Origin of the sequence: Propionivibrio limicola (genome assembly GCF_009469695.1) — a bacterium.
In the GTDB taxonomy this organism is placed as follows: Bacteria; Pseudomonadota; Gammaproteobacteria; order Burkholderiales; family Rhodocyclaceae; genus Propionivibrio; species Propionivibrio limicola.
The window spans coordinates 18,003-43,553 of the sequence record NZ_SSSR01000016.1 but is presented as its reverse complement, the minus strand read 5'-3'; the positions used below and the strand labels follow the sequence as shown (position 1 = coordinate 43,553).

Annotated in this window: 27 protein-coding genes; 15 read left to right on the top strand and 12 right to left on the bottom strand. The window is 60.8% G+C overall.

The annotated features are described in order from the left end of the window. Nucleotides 1-4 precede the first annotated feature (4 nt). The 9 genes from GH659_RS11185 to mshL are packed head-to-tail and all read right to left on the bottom strand — an operon-like array spanning nt 5 to nt 9,619. The gene (locus tag GH659_RS11185; RefSeq protein WP_153111488.1) at nt 5-682 is read right to left on the bottom strand and encodes a type II secretion system protein; all 678 of its coding nucleotides are present in this window, start codon (nt 680-682) and stop codon (nt 5-7) included. A gap of 28 nt (nt 683-710) precedes the next feature. Then, nucleotides 711-1,391: a type II secretion system protein gene (locus GH659_RS14805; protein WP_170285876.1), complete on the bottom strand. Its 681-nt coding sequence runs from the start codon at nt 1,389-1,391 to the stop codon at nt 711-713. Beyond that, on the bottom strand, nt 1,388-2,647 hold the full coding sequence (locus GH659_RS14800) for a hypothetical protein (protein ID WP_170285875.1): 1,260 nt from the start codon (nt 2,645-2,647) through the stop codon (nt 1,388-1,390). Before GH659_RS14800 ends, GH659_RS14805 begins: the two co-directional genes overlap by 4 nt. Then, nucleotides 2,644-3,105, bottom strand: a complete 462-nt coding sequence (locus GH659_RS11175) for a hypothetical protein (protein ID WP_153111486.1) — start codon at nt 3,103-3,105, stop codon at nt 2,644-2,646. Before GH659_RS11175 ends, GH659_RS14800 begins: the two co-directional genes overlap by 4 nt. Further along, nucleotides 3,102-3,734 carry a hypothetical protein gene (locus tag GH659_RS11170; protein ID WP_153111485.1) on the bottom strand — a complete coding sequence of 211 codons (633 nt, stop codon included), beginning with the start codon at nt 3,732-3,734 and terminating at the stop codon, nt 3,102-3,104. The genes GH659_RS11175 and GH659_RS11170 overlap by 4 nt, the downstream gene beginning before the upstream one ends. Then, the gene (locus tag GH659_RS11165; protein ID WP_153111484.1) at nt 3,731-5,248 is read right to left on the bottom strand and encodes a hypothetical protein; all 1,518 of its coding nucleotides are present in this window, start codon (nt 5,246-5,248) and stop codon (nt 3,731-3,733) included. Before GH659_RS11165 ends, GH659_RS11170 begins: the two co-directional genes overlap by 4 nt. Before the next feature lie 5 nt (nt 5,249-5,253). Continuing rightward, complete coding sequence (locus tag GH659_RS11160; protein WP_153111483.1) at nt 5,254-6,456, bottom strand: type II secretion system F family protein; 1,203 nt, start codon at nt 6,454-6,456, stop codon at nt 5,254-5,256. A gap of 5 nt (nt 6,457-6,461) precedes the next feature. Continuing rightward, nucleotides 6,462-8,168: a GspE/PulE family protein gene (locus GH659_RS11155; protein ID WP_153111482.1), complete on the bottom strand. Its 1,707-nt coding sequence runs from the start codon at nt 8,166-8,168 to the stop codon at nt 6,462-6,464. A gap of 26 nt (nt 8,169-8,194) precedes the next feature. After that, complete coding sequence (gene mshL, locus GH659_RS11150; protein ID WP_246167817.1) at nt 8,195-9,619, bottom strand: pilus (MSHA type) biogenesis protein MshL; 1,425 nt, start codon at nt 9,617-9,619, stop codon at nt 8,195-8,197. 361 nt (nt 9,620-9,980) lie between these two features. Here mshL and GH659_RS11145 point away from each other — a divergent pair, with 361 nt between their 5' ends. From GH659_RS11145 to pntB, 12 genes are all read left to right on the top strand, one after another. After that, entirely contained in the window at nt 9,981-10,796 is an 816-nt protein-coding gene (locus tag GH659_RS11145; RefSeq protein ID WP_425499992.1) for an ABC transporter ATP-binding protein, read from the top strand. Between the two features lie 22 nt (nt 10,797-10,818). After that, nucleotides 10,819-11,592: a lipid asymmetry maintenance ABC transporter permease subunit MlaE gene (gene mlaE / locus GH659_RS11140; RefSeq protein WP_211364214.1), complete on the top strand. Its 774-nt coding sequence runs from the start codon at nt 10,819-10,821 to the stop codon at nt 11,590-11,592. Then, complete coding sequence (mlaD, locus tag GH659_RS11135; RefSeq protein ID WP_153111479.1) at nt 11,592-12,062, top strand: outer membrane lipid asymmetry maintenance protein MlaD; 471 nt, start codon at nt 11,592-11,594, stop codon at nt 12,060-12,062. The genes mlaE and mlaD overlap by 1 nt, the downstream gene beginning before the upstream one ends. Continuing rightward, nucleotides 12,062-12,793 (top strand): MlaA family lipoprotein, encoded by a 732-nt coding sequence (locus tag GH659_RS11130; protein WP_153111478.1) that lies wholly within the window; start codon nt 12,062-12,064, stop codon nt 12,791-12,793. Before mlaD ends, GH659_RS11130 begins: the two co-directional genes overlap by 1 nt. A 13-nt stretch (nt 12,794-12,806) precedes the next feature. After that, nucleotides 12,807-13,457 carry an MlaC/ttg2D family ABC transporter substrate-binding protein gene (locus GH659_RS11125; protein WP_153111477.1) on the top strand — a complete coding sequence of 217 codons (651 nt, stop codon included), beginning with the start codon at nt 12,807-12,809 and terminating at the stop codon, nt 13,455-13,457. Further along, a complete protein-coding gene (locus GH659_RS11120) occupies nt 13,454-13,747 on the top strand; it encodes an STAS domain-containing protein (RefSeq protein ID WP_153111476.1) in 294 nt (97 codons plus the stop codon). Before GH659_RS11125 ends, GH659_RS11120 begins: the two co-directional genes overlap by 4 nt. A 36-nt stretch (nt 13,748-13,783) precedes the next feature. Continuing rightward, nucleotides 13,784-14,713, top strand: coding sequence for an ABC transporter ATP-binding protein (locus tag GH659_RS11115; RefSeq protein WP_153111475.1), 930 nt, complete (start codon nt 13,784-13,786; stop codon nt 14,711-14,713). Continuing rightward, nucleotides 14,710-15,462, top strand: a complete 753-nt coding sequence (locus tag GH659_RS11110; protein ID WP_153111474.1) for an ABC transporter permease — start codon at nt 14,710-14,712, stop codon at nt 15,460-15,462. The genes GH659_RS11115 and GH659_RS11110 overlap by 4 nt, the downstream gene beginning before the upstream one ends. 2 nt (nt 15,463-15,464) lie before the next feature. Further along, complete coding sequence (locus GH659_RS11105; RefSeq protein ID WP_153111473.1) at nt 15,465-15,710, top strand: BolA family protein; 246 nt, start codon at nt 15,465-15,467, stop codon at nt 15,708-15,710. Continuing rightward, nucleotides 15,703-16,956, top strand: coding sequence for a UDP-N-acetylglucosamine 1-carboxyvinyltransferase (gene murA / locus GH659_RS11100; RefSeq protein ID WP_153111472.1), 1,254 nt, complete (start codon nt 15,703-15,705; stop codon nt 16,954-16,956). The genes GH659_RS11105 and murA overlap by 8 nt, the downstream gene beginning before the upstream one ends. A gap of 249 nt (nt 16,957-17,205) precedes the next feature. Then, nucleotides 17,206-18,804 carry a Re/Si-specific NAD(P)(+) transhydrogenase subunit alpha gene (locus GH659_RS11095; RefSeq protein WP_153111471.1) on the top strand — a complete coding sequence of 533 codons (1,599 nt, stop codon included), beginning with the start codon at nt 17,206-17,208 and terminating at the stop codon, nt 18,802-18,804. A 15-nt stretch (nt 18,805-18,819) separates the two neighbouring features. Beyond that, complete coding sequence (gene pntB, locus GH659_RS11090) at nt 18,820-20,238, top strand: Re/Si-specific NAD(P)(+) transhydrogenase subunit beta (RefSeq protein ID WP_153111470.1); 1,419 nt, start codon at nt 18,820-18,822, stop codon at nt 20,236-20,238. 57 nt (nt 20,239-20,295) lie between these two features. Here the strand turns inward: pntB and GH659_RS11085 are convergent, their stop codons facing one another. Together GH659_RS11085 and GH659_RS11080 are read right to left on the bottom strand one after the other, a co-directional pair. Beyond that, nucleotides 20,296-21,423 carry a deoxyguanosinetriphosphate triphosphohydrolase gene (locus tag GH659_RS11085; RefSeq protein WP_211364210.1) on the bottom strand — a complete coding sequence of 376 codons (1,128 nt, stop codon included), beginning with the start codon at nt 21,421-21,423 and terminating at the stop codon, nt 20,296-20,298. Continuing rightward, on the bottom strand, nt 21,411-21,947 hold the full coding sequence (locus tag GH659_RS11080; RefSeq protein ID WP_153111469.1) for a shikimate kinase: 537 nt from the start codon (nt 21,945-21,947) through the stop codon (nt 21,411-21,413). The genes GH659_RS11085 and GH659_RS11080 overlap by 13 nt, the downstream gene beginning before the upstream one ends. Before the next feature lie 142 nt (nt 21,948-22,089). Between GH659_RS11080 and GH659_RS11075 the strand changes: the two genes are divergently transcribed. Genes GH659_RS11075 through GH659_RS11065 form a run of 3 tightly spaced genes read left to right on the top strand, consistent with a single transcriptional unit; the run spans nt 22,090 to nt 25,057 of the window. Further along, nucleotides 22,090-23,070 (top strand): quinone oxidoreductase family protein, encoded by a 981-nt coding sequence (locus GH659_RS11075; protein WP_153111468.1) that lies wholly within the window; start codon nt 22,090-22,092, stop codon nt 23,068-23,070. Further along, entirely contained in the window at nt 23,067-24,437 is a 1,371-nt protein-coding gene (locus GH659_RS11070) for a TAXI family TRAP transporter solute-binding subunit (protein WP_153111467.1), read from the top strand. Before GH659_RS11075 ends, GH659_RS11070 begins: the two co-directional genes overlap by 4 nt. After that, a complete protein-coding gene (locus GH659_RS11065) occupies nt 24,434-25,057 on the top strand; it encodes a ParA family protein (protein ID WP_153111466.1) in 624 nt (207 codons plus the stop codon). The genes GH659_RS11070 and GH659_RS11065 overlap by 4 nt, the downstream gene beginning before the upstream one ends. A 38-nt stretch (nt 25,058-25,095) precedes the next feature. Here the strand turns inward: GH659_RS11065 and GH659_RS11060 are convergent, their stop codons facing one another. Further along, nucleotides 25,096-25,536 carry a YMGG-like glycine zipper-containing protein gene (locus tag GH659_RS11060; RefSeq protein WP_153111513.1) on the bottom strand — a complete coding sequence of 147 codons (441 nt, stop codon included), beginning with the start codon at nt 25,534-25,536 and terminating at the stop codon, nt 25,096-25,098. Between the last annotated feature and the right edge of the window lie 15 nt (nt 25,537-25,551).

Below are 25,551 nucleotides of genomic sequence, written 5' to 3'. Positions count from 1 at the left end.
ACCGCTAATAGGTCAGGCAGGCCGTGTAGCGGGTGCCGTCGGTGTATTGCGCGCTGGCGTCCTTTGTGCCGTCGGCCTGCGTTGTTCCTTCGCTTTGAGCGATCGCTTGCATTGATCCAGTGTCGGGTTTGCCGTCGTCGAGTGCCAGATCGAGTTGGCTGGCGTGCTTCCCGTCGATGTTGTCGGAACAGGCGTAGAAAGATCCGCCCAGCATCGTTTTGATCGGCTTCGTGCCGCTCAGGCCGAAACGGCCGCTTTCGGCGTTGGTCGGCAAGGCTTGGGCGGCGGCGTCCTTGGAGCTGAAGTCGGTTGAGCCGGTGGCCAGATTGGCGCGGCGCAGGTGTTCCCAGAGCAGCACGGATTCGTTGCCGTTGCTGGCGGCCGCCGGGTCGCTTTCGTTCCATTGGCCCTGAAGGACGCCGTTGCCGTTACCGGCGTGTCCGGCGGACAGGTTGGGCGAGAAGCGGGTGAGCGCGCCGTTGTCGTCGCCGGGCAATTTCCGGTATTTGTCCTGATAGCCGTAAATCATGGCCTGCACGTTGCGGAAATCGCCGGCGAGGTTCTTGACCTTGGCGCTGTTGATCAACTCCTGCCCTTTTAGGACGCCGCCGAGCAGCAGGCTGATGATGACAAGGACGATGGCGATTTCGACGAGGGTGAAACCGGGTTGTGTTCTGTGCATGGTTTGCTCCTTTGTCTGGCGACGGGATTCATGGAAGCTTGCCGGCCGTGATCATCCGGCTGAAAAGAACGGGGCGGCCAATCCAGACGACGAGGTCATCGATGCTCGACGAACGCTCGCCCGCTTCGTAGGTGGTCGTGTCGCTGTCGGCGTTCAGGCCGTTGGCGGTGAGGTCGGGGCCGGTGGAATAGAGGATGGCGACGGGACTGTTCGGCGTCGTTTGTGTCATGGCGTTGCCGGAAGCGTCCTTGACGGTCAGGGCCGAGGTCGGCTCCGTCGTTAGAGTGAAGGCGCTGGCAAAGGCCGAATCGACGCGATAGCGCCAGTAGCCGGTGAACGGGTCTGCCGCCGCGCTGCGGCGGGCGCCCCATGGATCGGTTTCGGGGAGACCGAGCGATTTCCAGGGCAGGTAGCCGTCGACGTTGACGCAGGAGGCGTCCTCGATGCCGTACTTCGCGGCGGCCGGGTCACTGGTCGTCGTCGGGCACGGAAGCCGGCCGTTGATGACGGCAAAACCATGCAGTGCTTCCTTGATTTCCAGAAGTTGTCGCTGTGCTTCGTTCATTTGCTGGATGTCGCGCTGGGCCGAAAGCGGAATCAGCATGCCGCCGAGCAGCAGGGCGATGATGGTGAGGACGATGGCCAGTTCGGCGAGGGTGAATCCGGTTGCCCGACTGGGAGCGGCGCGAACTGGCGAGCGCGGTGTCACGGTCGGCTCCGCATCTGGTCGTTGCTGTTCTGGGTGGGGGCGGAAAAGTCCGGGTTCCCCGACCAGGCATCGCTGTTGGCCGGATCGTCGACATAGTCGGAGAGCATCAGGGATGGGCGAGGGCGGCCGTGGCGGGTAGTGCCGGGGGCAATGAGGACGAAGCGTTTCAGCGCGCCATCGACGTTTAATGACGAGGTGCAGTTGCTGCCGTCCGCTTGCCGTGCGTCGTTCTTGTTGACCGCATAGGCGATTGTTCGCCCCCAGCCGTTTTTCAGGAACCACGGCGCGACGTACGGGGCCAGCGAGTCCTCGGGCAGGCGGCCGAAGCACGTCGTGGCGTCGCTGGCGCAAGTGCCGGCAGCGTTGATGTTCGCGATCGGGGCCGTGCAGCCCAGGCCGTTCGCGGCCGCGGGGTTGGGATATTTTCCTCCATTGGCGAGCGCGTGACGCTCTTGCGCCTGGGATGCTTCGGCCAACACGCGCTTTTCGATGGCCGCGATCAATTCCCGGGCGCTGATTCCGATGATCAGGTCGTTGATGACGGCATTGCCTTGTGCGTCTCGCCAGGGGCCGGCGATGAAAGGTCCGACAGTCGAGGTGTTGTTCCAATTGCCATGACGGTCGAGATAACTGCCAACCTCGTTCGGAAAGGTCAGCCGGTTCTGGCCGTTCAAGGGCGGACCGGGGGCGAAGATGAGAGCGGCCAGTTCGTCGCCGGCGGGGGAGAGACGCGTGCCTCCCTCGCCCGCGTAAAGGAGGAGTGTCCCGGGCGTGTCGCTGTTGATGGCCGCATTGTTGAGGCCGGGGCGGCGAAAGTTGTCGCTGACCACGTACCACAGCAGTTCGCCGTCGGCGTCGCGTAGCGGTCCGGTGGCGAGGGTTTTCCAGGGAAGTCGCCCGATGGCGGTCGCGCCGCCGGAAGAGCAGCTTCCCGAGGCGTTTCCCGAATTGGCGCTGCCGAAGTAGTTCGAGTCGGGGCAGGGCAGCGTGCCCGGCCGGTGATTGCTGTCGGTGCCGATGTCGCCCTGCATGACCGACCAGGCGATCAGCGCCTGTTTGGCCTGGGCGAGTGCGGCGAGTGTCTTGCGTTGTCTTTGCGCGTCGATGGCGGCCTTGGAGAGTGGAGATGCAATCAGGGAGGTAAACGCCAGCACGACGCCAAGCAGCATGATCAGCAATGCCGCGCCGCACTCGCCGTGTCGCCCGGTCGGAGGCAATGGCCGGCGTTTGGCGATTGCGGCGGAGCGGGCGATCATCGAACCGCCTTGCGAGTCGCAAGATGGCCTTCCCCGAGCAGAAGTGTCGTTTCGCCGCTGTGGCGGTCTATCGTGTCGCCGACTTTGACTCGGGCAGACGAGTGGCCTGGCCGCCGTACGAAAAATTCGCCCGGGCGCTGGAGGTTCGGGGTGAGGGAGACGGTGTCGGAGGATGCCTCGCTTGATGGAGCACCATTGACCCAGACCGTCCGTTTGCCGCTGCTGCGCATGACGACGCCGTTGACGGTGAGGGCGGTGTCCTTTTCGTCGCCGCTCCTGTTCCGAAGCTCCATTTCGCGTTGGCGATCCAGTTGCTGGCGTTCTTCCGGTGTGAAGAACAGGCGTTCGAGTTGCTCGGCCGCTCTCGCGAAGGATGTCGGGAGGAAGGGCTGGGAAACGGCGGCGACAAGCATGGCTGTTCGTAGCGGGCGGGACCAGCGGTGAGGCGACGGGCTCATCGCGCTTCCTCCTTGTCCGCGGACGCGATGTCGACCGTAATCCAGTCCACCCGGCAAGTCGCCTGCAGGTTGGCGCGACGGCCGGCTGTTGGCTGGGAAGAGAGTTCTCCATCGCCACGCGGCAGGCGGCTCAGGCGGCAGTTCTGGATGTGCGGGACGGCGCTGGCCTGCTGCCGCAGATCGGTGAAGAATCGCGTCAGGTCTTCTTCGTGCAGTAGATCGATTTGCAGCGTCATGGCGCTGGCGACAAGGAAAGAGGTGCCTGTCGCTCCAGCGTTGAGCTGCCGTTGCGGCCCAAGCTCATAGTGCAGACCCGGAAGGTGATGGCGGTCGCGAAGTGCTTTGAGCAGTTCGATCCATTCGGGGCGCTTTTCTTCCCCGATGATGCCGCGCGCGCTCAGCGTGGCGAACATGGAGGCATCCTCGCGGATTCGGCTTTCTGCGCTGTCCAGGCGTTGAAGCCTTGCGTAGGCCGCGTGGCGGGCGGCTCGTGCTTCGTTTTCCTCGTGGCTGGCACGTGCGATCGCACGGCTGGCCAGCAGGGTCAGGCTCGCGCCCGCAACGATCATCACGAGCGCGGCGGCAATGTACGGACGAAGCGCCTGGAAGTCTTTGGCGGAGAGTGTCATGGTCCCGGGCTCCGCGTGATCTTCAGTACGAATGTTCCGGCCGCGGGCTTGCCGTTTGCCTCGTCAATGCTTTGGTGCGACTGGGGCGCTTCGACGATGGTGGGGCTCTGCTCGACCGCAACGTGCAGGCCGGGTTGCGCGGCGAGCGCTTCAGTCAAGCGGTGAAATTCGCTTTGCATCTCGTCGGGTGTCGTTTGCGGATCGGTTTTGAGCTTGCCCCGGATGACGGCGCTTTCCGCCGCGTGGATTCCGGTTTTTCCGGGAGGCGCCATCCTGTCTGGGGCGCGTTGCCAGTCGATGGCGTCAAGTTCGATCGCTGGAATCCTTTGCAATGCGTGAGACAGTTGCCGGTAGAAGTGGTCCGGCGTTGCGTTGTCGCTGGCCACGGCTTGGTAGCTGGCAATGCTGTTGCTCAGCGTTTCGTAATCCACCGGGAGCGCTGGCAGTGTTTTTGCGATTTCGTCGTGGCGCTGCCCGAACTGCCGCGTTTCGCTGCGCAATAGCTCGGTGTTTTTGTTGATGACGTAGGTCTCGTGGAAGCGAAAGCCGGCGTAGATCAGGGAGAGCAGCAGCACGCTGGCCCCGATGCCGAGCAGTTGCCGGCGTACTTGTCGGATACGGTAGGGGCGACGCAAGTCGTCATCGGCAAACTGGACCGGAGGCGGCTTTCTGGCCAGCAGCTCGAGGAGGAGTTGTTCGCTGTCGCTGTCGGGCAGACGGGTTTTGAGTCCGGCTTTGCGGGCGCATGTCCCGATGTCGAGGATGTGGTAGCGGACGCCCGGCGAATCGGGGCTGTTTTCCCGAATCTGCCTGGCGACGTCCTGATGGGCCGGCAGGTAAGCGTTGAGCGGCTCGTTGTTTTCCGCCTGGTGGTGACTGACGAGGTATCGCTGGAGCTTTTGCGTTTCGATGGACAGTGCTTGCGCGATACCGGCGGCGCTGCCGTCCGGCAGCGGGGTCAGGCGGCTGAAACGGAGTGCGCCGCGGACGAAATGGCTTTGGCGCAGGCTCTGGTCCTGAATTGTCACCAGCAGAAGATTTTTGTCCGGGAGCCGGAGTTTGTCGAGCAGCACGGCCGAGGCCAGCGGCAGCGAATGGATGCCCTGCAATAACGTGTTGGCGTGCCCGATGACGTCGAGCCAGGGGAGCAGCGATTCTTTCCCGGTGAGTGCGGCGAGCAGGATGCGCTCGTCGTGGCGTCGGCTTTTTTCGATGCCCAGCGAGAGCGAGGCGGTCAGTCGGGCGTGGTGGAAATGCTGGCGGCTCCTGCGCTGAATGACCGCTTGCCGCTCGCGGCTCCGCAGGAGCGGGATGGTCTCCTCAAGGAAGCTTTCTTCGGCCAGATTGGCGAGCAGCATGAAGGGGCTGTCCGGATGGCGGGCAAGGTAGGTGCCAAATTGCCGGTGACCGGATACTTCGGGCGGGAATTCTTCCTCAAGGGTCAGCTGCCCGGCTTGTCTGCGATAGGCGCGCATACCGTGGGCCGTCAGATAAAGCAGGCGAGGGCTTTTCATGGCGCTCAGGTCCGGATGGCGCTGATGATGTCGTAGACCGGTCCCAGCACGGCGAGCATGATCCAGCCGAGCAGACAGCCGAGCAGCAGGGTCAGGACCGGTTCAATCAGTTGCTGTGCCTTCTCTACCGATTCTTTGATGTCGCGGTTGTAGAAGTAACTGACGTTGGCCAGTGCTTCGTCGAGCGTGCCGGTGTTCTCGCCGACGCGCAGCATGCGGATGACGAGGGGCGGGAAAAGGCGGGTGTGGTGGAACGCCGTCGTGATGTTCTGGCCTTCCATGACCAGTTGTTCGACGCGCTCGAGGCCACGTCTTATTTCGAGATTGCCGGCGCCGTCCTGCGTGGTGCGGATGGCCTGCAGTATCGGCACGCCGGACGAGTACAGCATGGCAAAGGTGTTGGCGAAGCGGGCGATGATGATCTTGCGCAGCAGGATGCCGATGAACGGCAGACGGAGTTTGAGTTCGTCCACGTGCGGCCGCAGGTGCGGCGTGGCGTGCAGCAGAACGCGTGCCGCTGCGGCGAGCAGGAGCGGCAACAGCAGGGCGATGTGCCAGTAGGCGACGAGCAGGTCGGACACCATGAACAGGGCGCGGGTCTGCCATGGCAGCGCATGCCCCATGTTTTTGACGAACAGCTTCAGCTGCGGAACCATGTAGAGCATCAGCGTGAACGTCGCCGCGATCACGAGGCTGCCAACGAAGGCCGGATACATCGCCAGTTTTTTCGTTTGCGAGGCCAGTTCGTCACGCCATTTGAGCGATTCGGTCAGGTGGCCCAGTACTTCGGGCAGGCGGCCGCTGGTCTCTCCGGCGTGGATCAGGCTGACGAACACGCCGTCGAAGGCGCGGGGCTGCCCGTTCATGGCCTGCGACAGCGTCTGGCCTCCCTCGATGGCTTCGGTCAGGCTGGCGATGATGGCGCGAAAGCGGCGGTGTTCCAGGCTGTCGCGCAGGTCGGACAGCCCTTCGAGAATGGGTACGCCGGCGCGGAGCAGTTTCTCGAGGTGAAAACAGAAGTGGATGAGTTCCCGGCGCGGCACGCTTCGGCCCATGGGCAACAGGCCGAGGCGTGTTGCCGAGGCGGTGACGAGGTCGAGCCCCATTTTCTCCAGGCGACGTTCGAGATCGACCAGGTTGAGGGCGTCGATACTGCCCCGTACCGTGCTTCCGTCCGGATCGACGGCCTTGTAGTTGAAGAGCGTCATGGCGGCTACATGCGATCGGTGAGGTCAACGACGCGAACGAGTTCTTCGAGCGAGGTCGAACCGTCGAGCACGCGTCGAATGCCGTCCTCGGCCAGCGAAACAAACCCCTGCTGCTCGGCGAGCGCCCGAATTTCGCGGGTGGAGCCGCGACGGGCAATGACCTCGTCGATGTCGCTATTTATGCGCAGGATTTCCATGATCGCGAGCCGGCCGCGGTAGCCTTGAAAATCACATTTTGTGCAGCCGCCCGCCCGGAAAAACGTTGGAGACGGCGTGCCGGCGCCAAGCAGTCGAACTTCGCGTGGATCGGCTGTGCCGGGGATCTTGCAGTGCGGGCAAAGACGGCGCACGAGTCGCTGGGCGACGATGCCGATGATATTGCCGGCCATGATGTCGGGCAGAACGCCGATGTCGAGCAGGCGCGGAATGGCGCCAATGGCCGTGCTGGTGTGCAGCGTCGCATAGACCTGATGTCCGGTCATCGCGGCGCGCAATGCCATTTCTGCCGTTTCCGGGTCGCGGATCTCGCCGACGAGGATGACGTCCGGATCCTGGCGCATCATCGAACGGATGCCGTTGGCGAAGTCGAGCTTGACGGCCTCGGCCAGCGAGGTTTGCCGGACCCGCGCCATCGGGTATTCGACCGGATCCTCAAGCGTCATGATGTTGATGCTCTCGGAGTTGATGTCGTTGAGCACCGAATAGAGCGTGGTCGTCTTGCCGCTGCCGGTCGGTCCGGTGACGAGAATGATCCCCTCCGGCCGGGCAATCATCCGCTTGAGGAGGTCGAGTTGCTGTTCGGCGAGACCGAGTTTGTCGAGTGGCATCAGACCTTTCTGACGGTCGAGGATGCGCAGGACGATGTTTTCGCCGTGAATCGTCGGCTGCGATGAGGCGCGAAAATCAATGGGCCGCCCACGCATGTTGAGCGAGATGCGTCCGTCCTGCGGTGCGCGCATCTCGGCGATGTCCATGCCGCACATGACTTTGATGCGCACGGCCATCGCCGGCCAATACGTTTGATGGAGCGAACGTACCTGGCGCAGCATGCCGTCGATGCGGTAGCGGATGCGTAAAAAGCCGTTTTCCGGCTCGAAATGGATGTCGGAGGCGTCGCGCTTGACGGCGTCGGTGAGGAGCGCGTCGATCAGCCGGACGACCGGCTGGCTGTATTCGTTGGCCGCCATTTGGAGGCTGCGCAAGTCGATTTCGCCGGTTTCGATCTCGTGCAGGATGCCATCGATTGAGAGTTCGTAGCCGTAGGCGTGGTCGATGGCGCCGTCGATCTCTGTTTCGGCGGCGAGAATGGTGTCGACTTCGGTAAATGGCGGCAGCAGGCTTTGCACCCTGTCGATGGCGACAATGTCGTTGATGTCGGCGACGGCCAGTGTCAGGCGCTTGTGTTCGCTGTCGTAATCGAGCGGAAGCAGTCGATGGCGTTTGGCCAGGTCGTGGGGAACGAGTGACAGCGCGGCCGGGTCGATGATGGCGGCGGTCAGATCGATGCTTTGTTTGCCGAGGCTTTCGGAGAGGGCGTCACGCAAGGTGGTCTCTGTCACGAAACCGAGTGCGACCAGCAGTTTTCCGACGGGGAGACCGCTTTTCGAATGCTCAAGCAAGGCGATGCGTAACTGGTCTTCGCTCAGGATGCCTTTGGCAATCAGCACCTGGCCAAGTTGTTTCGGTTGTGCGGTGTGAGCATCGGTCTGCATGGCTGCGGGAGATCGTGAGGGAATCTTTATGATTGCGGCACGCTTTCCTGACCGGGGAGCGTGAACGGTCTGAACTCCCCGGCCGGGCTGAAGAATGCTTTGTCCGGCAGCGACTCCCGCAGGCGGCTGTAGTCGCCGCCGATTGAGGAATTCTTGATTACCGTCGGGCGCAGCAGGATGACGAGTTCCGATTTTGACGACGAATTCGACCGCGTGTTGAAAAGCTCCCCCACGACCGGTACGTCACCGAGTACCGGGATGCGGTGGGTCTTGTTGTCTTGACGGTCTTCCATCAATCCTCCGAGCACGGCAATGTCGCCGCTGTTGATGCGCATGAGCGATTCGATTTCTCGTGTGCGGATTTGCGGGATGTAATTGGGAATGCTGGCGGGGATGATGGGGTTGGGGTCTTTTTTGAGTTCGGCAATGCTCGATATCGACGGGCGGACGTTGAGGGTGACGTTGTCGTTGTCACTGATCTGGGCGGTAATGCTCATGAAGAAGCCGACCGATACCGATTGCGGCGTCGTCGTGACGCCGACGGTGGTGCCGACATTTGCGGTTGTCGTTGTGTCCGACTTGACGTTGAAATAGACGTAGTCTTCGGTTACTTTCAGCGTTGCCGTCTGGTTGTTGAGTACCGAGAGCTTGGGGCTCGAGAGGACACGGATGTCACCGAAAGATCGCAGTAGTTCAATGGTGCTGGCCAAGTTGGTCGAGCCCGTCTTGGCATAGGAAATGATGTAGGGCGTGACGGTGTTGGTCAGATTGGTTGAACTGGTCGGCCGTGCGAGGTTGAATTCAGAGCTTCCTCCGATGCGCTCCCAGTCGATGCCTTGCTGGTAACCATCGGCGAGCGTTACTTCGACGACCGTGGCTTCGATGAGCACCTGCCGTTGGGCATTCTTCAGCACCCGGTTGACGAATTCCTGCACCTTCTCGTGTTGTTTCGAGTTTGCGCGAACGGAAATTACGCCACTCTCCGGGTTGGCGATCACTGCGGCGGAAGTCTTGGAGGTTTCCGGTTCGGTGGGTTGTCGACCGGTCTCTTGGACAATCCCCTTGATGTTGGCCTCCAGAGATTCCCAAAGACGGTTTTTCGATGAGTTTTCGATCTGGATACGTGACGTATTGGGGGATGTGGCGCCGTTGCCAGGTGTCAGTGCGCTCGTCGATATCTGGGTGTTGGTGGAAACGGTGCCGGTTACATTGCGCGCCATATTCACGTAATCGACCTGGTAGTGCTTGAGATAGGGGGTGTCCGGCATCACGACGATGTTTTTGCCGTCCAGTTCGAAACGCATATCGACCTGTTTGGCTATCCTGGCAAGTAGTTGCGGTAGCGTCTGGTCAATTGCGTTCAGCGTGATGTATCCACTGATGCCGGGATGAATGTCGACGTTCGCCTTGGCGTCGCGAGCCAGCGCGAAAAGGAGGTCGTGTACTTTCACGTTGTTCACCACGACCCTGTATGTTTCGGGCTTTTCCGTGGTTTCCGGGCGGGGGGCGGGGATGTTCTGTTGTTGAGGAGGAGGTGGCGCCTGAACGGCGGATGAAATGCTTTCTGCGCGCAAATGGCCTGTGGATGGCCCGCCCTTTAGCGTCGAAGACACACAGCCTGCAATAAGCAGCAGGCACAGGGCGAGGCTGAGGGTCTTGGTTTTTGGGATTGTCATTCCAAATGGCTATGCTTTGCGGTTAATTTCCGTAAAGTATTCCATAAAAATATTGTTTTGTAATTATTTTTTGCGAACGAGAAATGGCGAATTTGGCTATAATTAACGGTCGTTTTATTTCTTCGTGGATATTGCCGTGCCGGCCGATAGCTTGGTCAAAATTACCGATGTCAGTTTTGCTTACGATGAGCGGTCGATTCTCAAGGGAATCAACATGGAGATCCCGCGCGGCAAACTGGTGGCGATCATGGGTAACTCGGGGTGCGGCAAGACGACGCTGTTGCGTCTGATTGGCGGGCAGCTCAAGCCGACGAGTGGTGAGCTGCTTGTCGACGGCCAGTCGGTTCCGGATATGAGTCATGCCGAGCTGTACGCCATGCGCCGCCGGATGGGGATGCTGTTCCAGTTTGGCGCTTTATTTACCGATATCTCGGTGTTCGACAATGTGGCGTATTTGATGCGCGAACACACCGACCTGCCGGAAGAGCTGATTCGCGATCTGGTGATGATGAAGCTCAATGCCGTCGGTTTGCGCGGGGCGCACCATCTGATGCCGGCTGAACTGTCGGGCGGCATGGCGCGGCGTGTGGCGCTGGCGCGGGCGATTGCGCTTGATCCGATGCTCATCATGTACGACGAACCATTCGCCGGTCTTGACCCCATCTCGATGGGGGTGATCGGGCAATTGGTGCGCAAGCTGAATGATGCGCTCGGCGCCACGAGTCTGCTGGTGACGCATGATGTGCAGGAAGCGCTGATGATTGTCGATTATGTTTATTTTGTCTCGGACGGCCAGATTGTCGCCCAGGGGACGCCGGACGAAATACGCGCCTCTGCCGATCCGTTCGTTCATCAATTCGTCTTTGGTGAAGCGGATGGGCCGGTGCATTTTCATTATCCGGCGCTTCCTTTTGCGCAAGAATTAATGGGGGAGGGCGTAGGTGGTCGGTAAAGGATTTGCTGCGCTTCTCGATCTGCTTCGGGGAGGCGGGCATCGTGTCAATGACGCGTTGCAGACGCTCGGGTTTGCCGCGCGCTTTTTGGTAATGTTGCTCGTCTATTCGGGACAGTCTTTCCGCCGATTCAATCTGACGATTCGGGAAATCTATTTCTCCGGTTTCCAGTCGTTGCTGATCATTCTTGTCTCCGGTCTGTTCATCGGCATGGTGCTCGGTTTGCAAGGCTATGAAACATTGCAGCGCTACGGCTCGTCGGAAGCGCTCGGCGTGCTGGTGGCGCTGTCTCTGACGCGTGAGCTTGGACCTGTGGTGGCCGCGTTGCTGTTTGCCTCGCGCGCCGGCTCATCCATTACGGCCGAGATTGGTCTGATGAAGGCAACGGAACAACTGACCGCCATGGATATGATGGCGGTTAATCCGATCGCCCGCGTCGTCGGTCCGAGATTCTGGGGCGGCGTGATTTCCATGCCTCTTCTGGCGGCGCTTTTTTCCGCCGTCGGTGTATTTGGTGGTTATCTGATCGGTGTTGTCCTGATTGGCGTCGATGAAGGTGCCTTCTGGTCGCAGATGCAGGGATCGGTTGATTTCCGCCATGACATCTGGAGCGGTATCGTCAAAAGTTTCGTTTTTGGGGTGGCGGTTTCGCTGATTTCCGTTTTTGAAGGCTACGATGCCGTTCCGACGGCGGAGGGGGTGTCAGCCTCAATAAAACGAACCGTGGTGTATTCGGCGCTCACTATTCTGGCGCTGGATTTTGTGTTGACTTCCTTCTTGTTCCGAGGGGTTTGATGAGTCGTAAGTTGCTTGATCTGTGGGTGGGGTTTTTCGTGGCGCTGGGAGTCGCGGCGCTTCTTTTTCTCGCCTTGCGCGTGGGGAGTTTTTCTACCTCCGGATTTGGTCAGACCTATCAGCTGACGGCGCGCTTCGACAACATCGGGGGGCTCAAAGTACGCGGGCCGGTCAAAAGCGCCGGCGTTGTCGTTGGCCGTGTGTCCGATATTCGTTTTGATTCGGAGACTTACGAGGCGCTTGTGACGCTGACAATCGATGGCCGTTATTCTTTTCCCAAGGATACGTTTGCGTCGATCCTGACCGCCGGTTTGCTTGGAGAGCAGTACATCGGGCTTGATGCGGGCGGGGATGAAAGGAGGCTCAAAAATGGCGATTCGTTCGCAAAAACCCAGTCGGCTGTCGTGCTTGAGAAACTAATCAGTCAATTTATGTTCAATAAGGCTTCCGAAGGTCAGGATGCCAAGTGATGAATAGACGTTTCTTGAGATCGCCCAAGGTCAGAAAAGTGCTGGCGGCAACGGCAGGCATCCTGCTTTTCGGGGGCTTGTCCGGGTGCGCTACAACGGCGGGACATCCAAAGGACCCTTTGGAGAGCTTCAACCGTGCAATGTTCGCAGTCAACGAGGGGCTCGATGTTGTGATAAAGCCGGTTGCCAAGGGTTATGACGAAGTTATGCCAAGCCCGGTAAAGGCGGGAGTCGGCAATTTCTTTGGCAATATCGGCGACGCCTGGATATCGATCAACAACCTCCTGCAAGGCAAGCCTGTTGATGCCTGCTCGGATGTCGCCCGGGTGCTCGTCAACTCAACGTTCGGTGTCGCTGGACTTTTTGATGTGGCTACTGACTTTGGTCTTGAGAAACATGCCGAAGATTTCGGTCAGACGCTGGCTGTGTGGGGGGTGGGCGATGGCCCGTATTTCTTTTGGCCGGTAATCGGACCTCGCACAATGCGTGACACATTTGGCTGGGCGATTGATTCGTATGTCGACCCGGTTTGGAATATCGACCAGGTCGATGTCCGCAATACCTTGGCGGGGGTTCGTTTCATCGATGTGCGCGCAAGTCTGCTACCGGCAGACAAGGTGATCGAGGAGGCCGCCTTCGACAAGTACGACTATATTCGCAATGCGTATTTGCAGAATCGTCGCAGTGTCATCCATGATGGTAATCCGCCTCGACTTGAAGATGATGAATAAAGGTGTTGATCGTATGCTTTTCGCTTGTTTGAAGACTGTTTCGACCGTTGTGAAGTCGTTGTTCGCGATTTTTGCCGGGCTTGTTCTTTTTTGCTCTTCCGCCTTGGCCCAGGCAGAAGCGCCGGATGTGATGGTCAAGAGGGTGACAGAGGATGTGCTGAGCATCGTCCGGCAGGATAAGGATATCCAGAGCGGTAACACCAAGAAGGTACTGGAACTCGTCGAGGCGAAGGTGCTGCCGAATTTCAATTTTCAACGCATGACCGCCCTGGCCATGGGGCGCGATTGGAAGAAGGCGTCGGCCGAACAGAAAAAGCAGCTTGTGGACGAGTTCAAGACGCTGCTCGTTCGCACCTACTCGAACGCGTTGACGGGGTACAAGAATCAGACCGTGCGTTACAAACCGTTCAAAATGCAGGACGGTGCCGACGACGTCGTTGTAAAAACCGAAGTGGTTCAGTCGGGAAGCAAGCCCATACAGCTCGATTATTCGCTCGAGAAGCGGTCGGACGGATGGAAAGTCTACGACGTGATCGTGGCCGGCGTCAGTCTGGTGACCAATTACCGCGATACCTTTAACCAGGAGGTGCGGACAAATGGAGTGGATGGCCTCATTCAGATGCTGGCTTCGAAAAACAAGCAACTTGAATCAGCAAAAAAATGATTGAGCCAACCGAGAATGGCGTCCGGATAACGGGGCCGATGTTGACTGCCAACGCGCACGGCCTGCTGACTGCGGGCCGTGTTTTCTTGGCCGGACTGCCCGCTTCGGCGCTATGTGTCGTCGACCTCTCGCCTGTTTCCGAAGCGGATTCATCTTCTTTGTCCGTCGTTTTCGCTTGGCTCAGAACGGCACGGCAGCTCGGGGTGGACGTCCGTGTCGCCCATCCGCCGGCCAGCATGCTCAGTCTTGCTGCGCTTTACGGCGTTTCGGATACGCTGCCGCTTGTTTGAGCGTATTGCCGCTTCTGGTTTTCTGGGTTGGTTGTCATGGGTGTCGCTGTTTCGGTTCAGCAGGTAGTAAAGTGTTTCGGCGGCTTGCGTGCGCTCGACGGGGTGTCGCTGAACATCACCGAGGGTGAATTCTTTGGTCTCCTCGGGCCGAATGGGGCTGGCAAAACGACGCTGATTTCGTGCCTTGCCGGCTTGGTACGGGCGACTTCCGGCTCGTTGAGTGTCATGGGGCACGATGTTGCCGCGGACTATCGTGCGTCCAGACGGTTGCTCGGCGTGGTTCCGCAAGAACTCGTGTTCGACCCGTTCTTTACGGTCCGGGAGACGCTGCAAATCCAGTCTGGCTATTTCGGTATTCGCGACAACGGCGCGTGGATCGATGAAATACTCGAGAACCTTGATCTGACAGCCAAGGCGAATACCAATATGCGGAGGCTTTCAGGGGGGATGAAGCGACGCGTCCTCGTGGCGCAGGCGTTGGTGCATAAACCTCCTGTAATCGTGCTCGACGAGCCTACGGCTGGCGTTGATGTCGAGCTTCGCCAGGGGCTGTGGAGTTTTATCCGGCGGCTCAATCAGGAAGGGCACACCATCATCCTGACCACGCATTATCTTGAGGAGGCCGAAACCTTGTGCGACAGGATCGCGATGTTGAAGCAGGGGAAAGTCGTCGCCCTGGATACGACGCGTAACCTGTTGTCTCGCTATGCCGGTCATGCGCTGATCCTCAGGTTGGACAACGGCACGCCATTACCGGGCGACTTGTGCGCAAGGGCTGTTTACACCGATGGTGAATGGGTTGTCCGGCTGGGTGGCCTGGATGAAATCGAGCCGATCCTGGCGCAATTGCGTCTGGCGGGCTGCCGGGTCCTGGATTTGCGCCTTGTTCAGGCCGACCTTGAGGATGTGTTCGTCAGCTTGATGCAAGGCAACGTTGCGACGCCGTCGGGAGGGCTGGCTTCGTGATCGGCTTTCGCACCTTGCTTTACAAAGAATTGCTTCGCTTCTGGAAAGTGGGCTTTCAGACGGTTGCCGCCCCGGTGCTGACTTCCCTGCTGTATCTCCTCATCTTTTCCCATGTGCTGGAAGGTCATGCCACGGTCAATGGTATTCATTACACGGCGTTCCTGATCCCCGGTCTGGTGATGATGTCCGTGTTGCAGAATGCTTTTTCGAACAGTTCATCGAGCCTGATCCAGGCGAAAGTGATGGGTAGCGTTGTCTTTGTCTTGTTGCCACCGTTTTCGTATGTTGAGTTTTATCTGGCGTACATGCTGGCGGCGATGCTGCGTGGATTGATGGTCGGTGTCGGCGTGCTGGCGGTCACCGGATGGTTCGCCCCGCTCTCGGCGGCAGCGCCTCTCTGGATCGTTGTTTTCGCCGTGATTGGCGGCGCCATCATGGGGTCGCTCGGCATGATTGCCGGAATCTGGGCCGACAAATTCGATCAACTGGCCGGATTCCAGAATTTTCTGATCGTGCCGCTCACCATGCTTTCCGGCGTCTTTTACTCAATCCACTCGTTACCCGGCTTCTGGCAGAAACTGTCACACTTCAACCCTTTGTTTTATATGATTGACGGGTTTCGATTCGGTTTCTTCGGGGTGTCCGATGTGGCACCCCTGACAAGTCTGATCGTCGCTAGCGCTTGTTTTCTTACTGTTGCGACAGCAACGCTTTATATGCTGCGTAGCGGCTACAAATTGAGGTACTGATAATGATGGACTCAGAGCAGATCAAACAGATCATCGCCGATGGGCTCAGGTGCGAGGTGCTGCACGTCGAAGGGGAAGGGGAGTATTTCCAGGCGTTGGTGGTAAGTGCCGAGTTTGCCGGAAAAAACCGCGTCCAGCGCCAGCAAATGGTCAACAATCTGCTGCGGACCCATTTCGATAGCGGCGCGCTGCATTCGCTGTCGATGAAAACGATAACCCCTGGCGAATGGAGCGTACTGCGTGGATAAGTTACTGATCGAAGGTGGCGTGCCTCTTTCGGGAGAGGTTGCCGTGTCCGGCGCCAAGAATGCGGCGCTGCCGATTCTGTGTGCCAGTCTGTTGGCCGGCGAGCCGCTGGCCTTGAGCAATGTTCCGCATCTGAATGACATCGCGACGATGCTGCGCTTGCTGGGGCAGATGGGCGTCGCCGTGACGATGGACGGTGCCGACGGGATCGTGCTCGATAGCGGAGGGCTGAACAATCCCGTGGCCCCTTACGACATGGTCAAGACCATGCGGGCCTCGATTCTCGTGCTCGGTCCGCTCCTGGCGCGTTGTGGCGAGGCGAAGGTTTCCCTGCCCGGCGGCTGTGCGATCGGCGCGCGGCCGGTCGACCAGCATATCAAGGGCTTGCAGGCGATGGGCGCCGAAATCTCGGTCGAGAACGGCTACGTGCACGCGAAGGCGACACGTCTGAAGGGTGCCCGTATCGTGACCGATATGGTGACCGTGACCGGCACCGAAAACCTGATGATGGCGGCTGTGCTGGCCGATGGCGAGACGGTGATCGAGAACGCGGCGCGCGAACCGGAAGTTGTCGATCTCGCCAATTGCCTAGTCGCCATGGGGGCGCAAATTTCCGGCGCCGGGACTGACACGATCCGCATTCGCGGCGTCGAGCGCCTGCATGGCGGCGCGCACGCTGTTATGCCGGACCGTATCGAAACCGGTACTTACCTCTGTGCAGCGGCGGCGACCGGTGGAAACATCCGCCTCGTCCGCACCTCCGCCGCTTATCTTGATTCGGTGGTCGACAAACTCCTGGATGCCGGCTGCGATGTCACCGTCGAGCGCGACGCGATTACCCTCAAGGCGCCACCGCGTCTCAAGGCAGTCAGCCTGCGCACGGCGCCCTATCCGGCGTTTCCGACCGACATGCAGGCGCAGTTCATGGCGATCAACTGCGTTGCCGAGGGCGCGGCCGTGGTGCGGGAGACGATCTTCGAAAACCGCTTCATGCACGCGGTGGAACTGATCCGCCTCGGCGCCGACATCAAGATCGACGGCAATACGGCGCTGGTGACAGGCGTCGAGCAGCTCAACGGGGCAACGGTGATGGCCACCGATCTGCGGGCGTCCGCCAGTCTGGTCATTGCCGGCCTTGCCGCGCAGGGGGAAACGCTGATCGAGCGGATTTATCACCTTGATCGTGGCTACGAGCGGATCGAAGAGAAGCTGGCGCGGCTGGGCGCGCGGGTCCGGCGCGTGCGCTGATCGGCTGATGTCGGGCGCTCAGGCTTTGTGCGCCCGCTTGCTTGTCTCCGCATCGGTTTGGCCTCTGCGTGCTACAGTGACATTGTGCTGGACTTTCGTTCGTCGACCTTTCGCGGCCGGCGAACTGTTCCAGCGGCGAGAAACGTCTGTGCCTTAGCGCCTTCAGGTTTTCCGCTGGTTGAATGACAGGAGGCGCCACCTCGCACAGGACGATCCGTTAATCGAACGATTTGGGTCAGGGAGGTGCAAATGTCATTGTTGATCGGAGTGCCCAGAGAGGTTTTTCCGGGCGAGCGGCGGGTGGCAACGGTTCCCGAGGTGGTCGAAAAGCTGATCGGACAAGGCTTCCGGGTCGCAGTCCAGTCGGGCGCCGGGGACGCTTCCGCCATCAGCGATGAGGCGTATCGGGGGGGCGGCGCGGAAGTCCTTGCCGATGCCGATCAGGTCTGGTCGTCGGCCGACATCATTTTCAAGGTGCGCGCCCCGGCGGCGGAAGAGCTGCCCCTGATCCGTCCGGGCTGCACGCTGGTGAGTTTCATCTGGCCGGCGCAGAATCCCGATCTGTTGCAGCAACTGGCGGCGAAGAACGTCAGTGTCCTGGCCATGGACTGCGTGCCGCGCATCTCGCGCGCACAGAAGCTCGACGCGCTTTCGTCGATGTCCAATATCGCCGGCTACCGTGCCGTCATCGAGGCGGCGCATGAGTTCGGGCGCTTCTTCACCGGTTCGATTACCGCCGCCGGCAAGGTGCCGCCGGCCAAGGTGTTCGTCATCGGTGCTGGCGTTGCCGGACTGGCCGCCATCGGTACGGCGGCCGGACTCGGCGCCATCGTGCGCGCCAACGACACGCGTCCGGAGGTGGCTGATCAGGTCAAGTCGATGGGCGGCGAATTTGTCCCGGTCGATTACGAAGAAGAAGGTTCCGGTGTCGGTGGTTACGCCAAAGTGATGTCGGAAAGCTTCCAGAAGGCGCAGCGCGAAGTGTTCGCCAAACAGGCCAGGGACGTCGACATCATCATCACGACCGCCCTGATCCCGGGCAAGCCCGCACCGAAGCTGATTACCGAAGAGATGGTCAAGTCGATGAAGCAGGGCAGCGTCATCGTCGATATGGCCGCCGAGCAGGGCGGCAACTGCGAACTGACCGAGCCGGGCCGGGTGGTTGAAAAGCATGGCGTCAGGATCATCGGCTATGCGGATCTGCCGAGCCGTCTCCCGAAGCAGGCATCGACGCTCTATGCGACGAATCTCTTCCGCCTGATGGAAGACATGATCAAGACGAAGAGCATCGAAGGCGATCGCGTCAACATCGACATGGAAGACGAGGTGTTGCGTGGCACGACCGTGCTCAAGGAGGGCAACATCACCTGGCCGCCGCCTGCGCCGAAACTGTCCGCCGTTTCCGTTGTTCCGGCCACCGCCTCCAGGCCCGCAGCCGCGCTGCCCAAGGCGCAAGGTCACGGCGAGCGCGCTGGCCCGATGGCCGGCACGGCGACGGCGATCATCTTCGGCATCGGCGCGCTCCTGTTCTGGATCGTCGGCCGCTATGCGCCGGCCGCCTTCCTTGGCCATTTCACCGTCTTCGTTCTGGCCTGCTTCGTCGGCTACATGGTCGTCTGGAACGTCAAGCCGGCGCTGCATACGCCGCTGATGAGCGTGACCAACGCCGTCAGCAGCATCATTGCCATCGGTGCCCTGGTGCAGATTGCGCCGCCTCTTTCTACCGGCGTCGAGCGCCCCGATGAGTGGATTCGCTGGCTTGCGCTTGGAGGCATCGTGCTCGCGACGATCAACATGTTCGGCGGCTTCGCCGTGACCCAGCGCATGCTGGCGATGTTCCGCAAATAAAGGGGAGAAAAAAACATGACGAGCAGTCTCTCCGCTGTCGCTTACTTGGGCGCCGCGATTCTCTTCATTCTGTGTCTGGGCGGCCTGTCGACGCAGGAAACGGCGCGTCGCGGCAATCTTTACGGCATGATCGGCATGGCGATTGCCGTGCTGGCGACCGTGTTCGGCACGCAGGTGACGGGTGCCGGTCTGCCGTGGATCATCGGCGCCATGCTGGTCGGTGCGTCGATCGGCCTCTACGCCGCGCGTGTCGTGCAAATGACGCAAATGCCGGAGTTGGTGGCGCTGATGCACAGCATGGTCGGTCTCGCCGCCGTGCTGGTTGGCTACGCCAACTTCATCGACCCGGCCGTTTCCGTCGGTCTGTCGCCGGCCGAGAAGGCCATCCATGAGATGGAAATGTACGTCGGCGTGCTGATCGGCGCCGTCACCTTTTCCGGTTCGGTAATCGCCTTCGGCAAGCTTTCCGGCCGGATCGGCGGCAAACCGATGCTGTTGCCGGCGCGCCACTGGATCAATCTCGGCGCGCTGCTCGTCGTCATCTATTGCGGTTACGCGTTCATGCACGTGTCGAATGCCGCCGAAGCGATGACGCCGATGGTCGTGATGACGGTTATCGCGCTGCTTTTCGGCATCCACATGGTCATGGCCATCGGCGGCGCCGACATGCCGGTTGTCGTGTCGATGCTTAACAGTTATTCCGGTTGGGCCGCCGCGGCGACCGGCTTCATGCTGTCGAACGACCTCTTGATCGTGACCGGCGCGCTGGTCGGTTCGAGCGGGGCGATCCTCTCCTACATCATGTGCACCGCGATGAACCGCCACTTCCTGAGCGTGATCGCCGGCGGCTTCGGTAGCGAGGGCGGCTCGCCGGTCGCGGCGGGCGCCGTCCAGCCGGCCGGCGAAGTCAGCCCGATCCAGCCCGCCGAGACGGCCGATCTGTTGCGCGAAGCGAAGAACGTCATCATCGTGCCCGGCTACGGTATGGCGGTCGCGCAGGCGCAGCATACCGTCCATGAAATCACCCAGCTGCTGCGCGAGAAAGGGGTGAATGTCCGCTTCGGCATCCATCCGGTCGCCGGGCGCATGCCGGGGCACATGAACGTGCTGCTGGCGGAGGCCAAGGTTCCTTACGACATCGTGTTCGAAATGGAGGAATTGAATGGCGACTTTTCGGCGACCGACGTCGCCATGGTGATCGGCGCCAACGACATCGTTAACCCCGGTGCCCAGGACGACCCGGGCAGCCCGATCGCCGGCATGCCGGTACTCGAAGTGTGGAAGGCGAAGACGTCGATCGTCATGAAGCGCAGCATGGCTTCGGGCTATGCCGGCGTCGATAACCCGCTGTTTTACAAGGATAATAACCGCATGTTGTTCGGCGACGCGAAAAAGATGCTGGATGAGGTTCTGGCCGCGCTTAAAAGCCGATAATCGGCTATGGGCGCTTTCTTTCAGGCGCCCCGGCCGCAACTGCTGGCGTGGAAAACGTCAGATTTCGCCGACCGCGAACAGGCGGCGGTGTTCCTTGATCGCGTAGCGGTCGGTCATGCCGGCGATGTAGTCGGCGATGCGGCGCAGCTGGTCGTCGCCGGTCCTGAATTGCGGCGGCAACATGCGCGGTTCGCTCACGAAGGCGCTGAACATGTCGCCAATGATGCGCTGGGCCTTGTTTGTCATGCGCAGCACCTGATAGTGCTTGTAGAGATTGGCATGCAGGAAACGTTTCATTTCGCGCTGGGCGTCCAGCATCGGCGCTGAAAATCCGACAAGCGGCGGCGCGTTCCGGACATCATCGAGGCCCCTGACCTGGCGTTCGCGGATGTTGGCCGCGGTCGTCTCGATCAAGTCGGTGACGAGTGCATTGATCATGCGCCGGATTGTCTCGTGGATGAGCCGGCGTTTTTCCAGGTCGGGATGGCGGTTTCTCACCTGTCGGGCGTGGGTCGCGAACAGGCTGACCTCGTCGAGCTGTTCGAGCGAAATGAGTCCCGAGCGCAGCCCGTCATCGATGTCGTGGTTGTTGTAGGCGATTTCGTCGGCGAAGTTGCAGAGCTGGGCTTCGAGCGAAGGTTGCGTGCCATCGAGAAAACGCTGACCAAGCTCGCCGAGCTTGAGCGCATTGTCGCAGCTGCAATGCTTGATGATGCCTTCCCGGGTCTCGAAGCACAGATTCAATCCGTCGAACGCGGCATAGCGCTCTTCAAGCAGATCGACAATACGCAGGCTTTGCAGGTTGTGTTCGAAGCCGCCGTGCTCGCGCATGCAGTCGTTCAGGGCGTCCTGACCGGCATGGCCGAACGGCGTGTGGCCGAGGTCGTGGGCCAGCGAAACGGCTTCGACGAGATCCTCGTTGAGCCGCAGGGTGCGTGCGATGCCCCGCGCCATCTGTGCGACTTCCAGGCTATGCGTCAGGCGGGTGCGGAACAGGTCGCCTTCATGATTGACGAAGACCTGGGTCTTGTATTCAAGACGTCGGAAAGCCGTGGAATGGACGATACGGTCGCGGTCGCGCTGGAATTCACTGCGATGCGAGGGTGGTTCGTCGACGAAGCGTCGGCCACGCGAGTTGGCCGGCGTGACGGCATACGGAGCCAGTTCGCCGCTCAGAGGCTCCACCGTGCACTGATTTCCCGGATAAGCTGTTGAAGGACACTTTGCGCACTCATCCGGCCACCATCAATGACGAGATCCGCCACTTCGCGGTAGAGCGGGTCGCGATGGGTGAATAATTCGGTGAGTCGCCGTAGCGGATCGGCCACCTGCAGCAAGGGCCGGTTGCGGTCGTTGCGGGTGCGTTCCCAGAGCGTGTGTGGTGGCACGTTCAGGTAGATGACAAAACCGTGCGCGCGCATGTTGTCGCGGTTTTCCTGGCGTAGCACGCTGCCGCCGCCGGTGGCGATGACCTGCCGCCCCCTGAGCGAAAATTCCTCGATGGCCTGCGATTCGCGGTTGCGGAAACCGTCTTCACCTTCGATTTCGAAAATCGTCGGAATGCTGACGCCGGTACGCGCCTCGATTTCCTTGTCCGTGTCGATGAAATCCAGATTCAGCCGCTTTGCCAGCGAGCGGCCGAGCGTCGTCTTGCCAGCTCCCATCAGGCCGACAAGAAAGACATTTCGCGTATCGTATTTGTTATCCACTCGGGTATTCTACAGCACGCTTATCGGTGATGCGGGGAAACGGTCATGGCCGAGACGTTATCACCGGATTTTCGTTGCGAACAATCGCTTATAGCCTGTGTGCATTCCGCATTGATCGGAGTGCCCGGCAGAGGAGGAAAGTGTGACTTTTGCCATTCGATTGCATCAGACGGGCGGGCCAGAGGTGCTGCGCTGGGAAGAAGTGGCGGTGGGCGAGCCGGCGCCGGGCGAAGCGCGTGTGCGCCACGCGGCGGTCGGCCTTAATTTCATCGATACGTACCACCGGACGGGGCTGTATCCATTGCCGCTGCCGACGGGCTTGGGACTGGAAGGCGCCGGCGTGGTCGAGGCGGTCGGCGAGGGCGTGACGGACATCAAACCGGGCGATCGCGTCGCCTATGCCGGCGGACCGGTGGGCGCCTACAGCCAGGTGCGCTGCCTGCCGGCGGATCGGCTGCTCCGGTTGCCGGATGCGATCGGCTTCGAGACGGCCGCGGCGATGATGCTGCAAGGGCTGACCACGGCTTACCTCGTGCGGCGCACCTATCGTGTGCAGCCGGGCGACGTTGTGCTGATCCATGCCGCGGCGGGCGGCGTCGGGCTGATTGCCTGCCAGTGGGCCAAGGCGCTCGGGGCGACGGTGATCGGGACCGTGTCGACCGAGGCCAAGGCGGCCTTGGCTAAGAGTCACGGCTGCGATCACGTCATTTTCTACACGCGCGAAGACGTTGCCGCCCGGGTGCGGGAAATCACCGGCGGGGAAGGTGTGGCCGTCGTTTATGACGGCGTAGGCAAGGATACTTTCATCGGCTCGCTCGACAGCCTGCGCGTGCGCGGCATGATGGTCTCCTTCGGGAACGCATCCGGGCCGGTGCCGGCGTTCGACCCGCTGCTGCTCTCCCAGAAAGGCTCGCTCTTCATCACGCGGCCCGTCCTCATGCACTACACGGCCAAGCGCGACGAGTTGCTGGCCTTGGGGAGCGAACTGTTTGACATGGTCGTTTCCGGCCGGATACGGATCGGAGTCAATCAGCGCTACGCGCTCGCCGATGCGGCGTCCGCGCACCGCGATCTGGAAGCGAGGAAGACCAGCGGATCGACGATTCTGCTGCCGCCGCCATGAAAAAGCTCCGAGCCAAGGCCATTTCCTTCCGCGACCTGTTGGCGACGGCGTGGCCGATCATCCTCATTTCCGCTATCGGTTTTTATGTCGCCTATCAGTTCGTCAAACCGGCACCGCCGCGGCGCATGACGATCTCGACCGGTAGCGAGTCGAGCGCCTATCACGCCTACGCCCAGCGCTATGCCGAGATTCTGGCGGCCAATGGCATCAAGCTGGAGATCATTGCATCGAGCGGCTCGCAGCAGAATATCGATCGGCTGCTCGATGGCGAGGTGGATATCGCCTTCGTGCAGGGCGGTGTGCAGGCGTCTTTGTCGGGGCCGACGCAGAATAAATTGAGCTCGTTGGGCAGCGTGGCTTACGAACCGGTCTGGGTTTTCTATCGCAGCGAAGAGCGTATCGACAAGCTCTATCAGCTCAAGGGCAAACGCATCGCGGTTGGTGGCGAAGGCAGCGGCATGCGCGGTCTGGCGTTAACGTTGCTCGAAGCCAACGAGATTTCCGCCCGCGACAGGAATCTCGTGCCGGTGGAGGGGATGGAGGCCGCGAAGGCGTTGCGGCGCGAGGAGGTCGATGCCGCCTTCATCGTCGCCGCGCCGGAATCGCCGGTGGTTCAGGCGATGCTGCGTTCGCCGGGGGTGCGCGTCATGAGCTTCAGTCAGGCCGAGGCTTATACGCGGCGCTTTCCGTTCCTCTCCAAGCTGACCTTGCCGCGCGGCGTCGTCGATTTCGTGCGCGATCTGCCGCCGCGTGACACGGTGCTGCTGGCCGCTACGGCCAATGTGGTGGCGCGGGAAAACCTGCATCCGGCGTTGGTCAGCCTGCTCATGCAGGCCATGGCCGAGGTTAACGGCAAGAGCGGGTTTTTCCAGAAGGAGGGCGAGTTCCCGGCTTACAAGGACCGCAGTTTCGAGTTGTCCGACGAGGCGCAGCGCTTTTACAAGTCAGGGTCGCCATTCCTGCAGCGTTTCCTGCCGTTCTGGGTGGCTGTCCTGGTTGAACGGCTGTTCGTGCTGGTGGTGCCGGTCGTCGTACTGCTTTTTCCGCTGCTCCGCTTTGCGCCGACGCTCTACAGCTGGCGCGTGCGGTCCAAGGTCTTCCGTTGCTACGGAGAACTGAAATTCCTCGAAAACGATCTGAAGAAAAACTACGATCCGGCGCGCAAGGCCGACTATCTGAAGCAGCTGTCGTGCATCGAGGACTACGCCAACAGCCTGAATATTCCGCTGGCGTTCAGCGATCTCGTGTATACGTTGCGCGAGCACGTCAATTTTGTGCGCCGGCGTCTCGATGAACTGGAATCGGTGTCGGCTGATGAGCGGCCGGGAGACGACACCGTCGGTGCCCGGCAAGGAGGTGCTACGTGAAATCCTATCTGATCGCCAATCCCAAGGGCGGTTCGGGCAAGTCGACGCTCGCCACCAATCTGGCCGGCTATTTTGCCCGCCGCGGCCATGCGGTGATGCTCGGCGATATCGATCGCCAGCAGTCGTCGCGCGAGTGGCTGGCCATTCGTCCCGAAACGCTGCCGGCTGTGCGCGGTTGGGATATCGAAAAGGATCAGCCGGCGCGGCCGCCGAAAGGCGCCTCGCATGCCGTCCTCGATACGCCGGCCGGATTGCACGGAAAAGCGCTCGAACGCGTGCTCAAGCAGGTCAGCCGCGTCATCGTGCCGGTGCAGCCGTCGCTGTTCGATATCCTGGCGACGCGCCGTTTCTTAGATGAACTGCTGGAAGAAAAGGCCGTGCGCAAGGAGCGCGCCTTTGTCGCGGTCGTCGGTATGCGCGTCGATCCGCGCACCCGGGCGGCGGCTGAACTGGAGCGCTTCCTCAGTGCTTACGACCTGCCGGTGCTGGCGTATCTGCGCAATACCCAGCTTTATGTCCAGTTGGCCGCCAACGGCATGACGCTGTTCGATCTTTCGGCGGCGCGTGCTGCGAAGGATCTCGCGCAGTGGCAGCCGATCATCGATTGGGTCGATTCCTGAGTCGCGTTGCGCCTGCGGCACTGCGACCCTGTCACCGATTACCGGTAACGGTAATCGCGCTCGTAATAGCGGTCGTGCCGGTCATGGTGTCTGTGGTGATTGTGCCGTGAGGAATGGCTTGGCACGTAGTAAACCGGTTGTTCGACAACGCGCACGCTTCTGACGACGTGAACGGGGGGCGGAGCATCGTAGTAATACACCGGCTGGGCGTGATAAGGGGGCGGTGGCGCATAACCGACACGGTGCGATCGCCGCGGCCGGTCGCCGTTGTCGTTGCCAATGGCCGCGCCCGCCGCGGCACCGATCATGCCGCCGACAACGGCGCCGTCGCGCCCGCCGACCGAGCTGCCGACAACCGCGCCGGCGCCCGCGCCGATCAGGGCGCCGATGACGGCATCGTCGGCAACAGCCGCGGTCGCGGAAAAGAGACCGAGCGAGACGGTCAGGATGGAAACGAATCTGGCGGTTCTGTTTTTCATGGTGCGCATGGTTAT

What these genes read in the sequence shown, in the direction of transcription:
- GH659_RS11125 (WP_153111477.1), top strand. Translation starts at nt 12,807, where the DNA reads ATGCTTTTCGCTTGTTTGAAGACTGTTTCGACCGTTGTGAAGTCGTTG.
- GH659_RS11160 (WP_153111483.1), bottom strand. Translation starts at nt 6,456, where the DNA reads ATGACGCTCTTCAACTACAAGGCCGTCGATCCGGACGGAAGCACGGTA.
- GH659_RS11115 (WP_153111475.1), top strand. Translation starts at nt 13,784, where the DNA reads ATGGGTGTCGCTGTTTCGGTTCAGCAGGTAGTAAAGTGTTTCGGCGGC.
- GH659_RS11185 (WP_153111488.1), bottom strand. Translation starts at nt 682, where the DNA reads ATGCACAGAACACAACCCGGTTTCACCCTCGTCGAAATCGCCATCGTC.
- GH659_RS14800 (WP_170285875.1), bottom strand. Translation starts at nt 2,647, where the DNA reads ATGATCGCCCGCTCCGCCGCAATCGCCAAACGCCGGCCATTGCCTCCG.
- pntB (WP_153111470.1), top strand. Translation starts at nt 18,820, where the DNA reads ATGACGAGCAGTCTCTCCGCTGTCGCTTACTTGGGCGCCGCGATTCTC.
- mlaD (WP_153111479.1), top strand. Translation starts at nt 11,592, where the DNA reads ATGAGTCGTAAGTTGCTTGATCTGTGGGTGGGGTTTTTCGTGGCGCTG.
- GH659_RS11060 (WP_153111513.1), bottom strand. Translation starts at nt 25,536, where the DNA reads ATGAAAAACAGAACCGCCAGATTCGTTTCCATCCTGACCGTCTCGCTC.
- GH659_RS11105 (WP_153111473.1), top strand. Translation starts at nt 15,465, where the DNA reads ATGATGGACTCAGAGCAGATCAAACAGATCATCGCCGATGGGCTCAGG.
- GH659_RS11170 (WP_153111485.1), bottom strand. Translation starts at nt 3,734, where the DNA reads ATGACACTCTCCGCCAAAGACTTCCAGGCGCTTCGTCCGTACATTGCC.
- GH659_RS11175 (WP_153111486.1), bottom strand. Translation starts at nt 3,105, where the DNA reads ATGAGCCCGTCGCCTCACCGCTGGTCCCGCCCGCTACGAACAGCCATG.
- GH659_RS11095 (WP_153111471.1), top strand. Translation starts at nt 17,206, where the DNA reads ATGTCATTGTTGATCGGAGTGCCCAGAGAGGTTTTTCCGGGCGAGCGG.
- GH659_RS11155 (WP_153111482.1), bottom strand. Translation starts at nt 8,168, where the DNA reads ATGCAGACCGATGCTCACACCGCACAACCGAAACAACTTGGCCAGGTG.
- GH659_RS11070 (WP_153111467.1), top strand. Translation starts at nt 23,067, where the DNA reads ATGAAAAAGCTCCGAGCCAAGGCCATTTCCTTCCGCGACCTGTTGGCG.
- GH659_RS11130 (WP_153111478.1), top strand. Translation starts at nt 12,062, where the DNA reads ATGAATAGACGTTTCTTGAGATCGCCCAAGGTCAGAAAAGTGCTGGCG.
- GH659_RS11165 (WP_153111484.1), bottom strand. Translation starts at nt 5,248, where the DNA reads ATGAAAAGCCCTCGCCTGCTTTATCTGACGGCCCACGGTATGCGCGCC.
- GH659_RS11120 (WP_153111476.1), top strand. Translation starts at nt 13,454, where the DNA reads ATGATTGAGCCAACCGAGAATGGCGTCCGGATAACGGGGCCGATGTTG.